Source organism: Pseudomonas juntendi (assembly GCF_009932375.1).
Taxonomy (GTDB): Bacteria; Pseudomonadota; Gammaproteobacteria; order Pseudomonadales; family Pseudomonadaceae; genus Aquipseudomonas; species Aquipseudomonas juntendi.
The window spans coordinates 1-323 of record NZ_BLJG01000529.1 but is presented as its reverse complement, the minus strand read 5'-3'; the positions used below and the strand labels follow the sequence as shown (position 1 = coordinate 323).

Genomic DNA, 323 nt, shown 5'->3' with positions numbered 1-323 from the left:
GCCGACCCGGGTGCGGCCCTCGTACAGGTTGCGGCTGGCCTCTTCGCTGAGTGCCTGCAGGCTGTTGAGGTTGATGTCGATGGACAGCGTGGCGATGATCTTGCCATTGACCGTCAGCGGGAAAACGATACTGGTCATCAGCACTTGCTGGCCGTCGATGGCATAGAAGTACGGCTCCACCACGCACACCTTGCCGGTAGTGCGCGGGCATACCCACCAGGTGTTGGCCGGCTGGCCACTGGGGCCGATCTCGGTGTTGGCCATGTCATGTTCAGGCAGTGCCATGGCCGTCAGCTGGCCGGCACGCGGCTGCGACCAGTACA

1 protein-coding gene is annotated in these 323 nt (G+C 63.5%); it reads right to left on the bottom strand.

Features of this window, described 5'->3' with window-relative positions; translation table 11 throughout:
• Nucleotides 1–323: cache domain-containing protein (locus GYA94_RS27090; RefSeq protein WP_218031620.1), on the bottom strand; the 323-nt coding region annotated here is incomplete at both ends.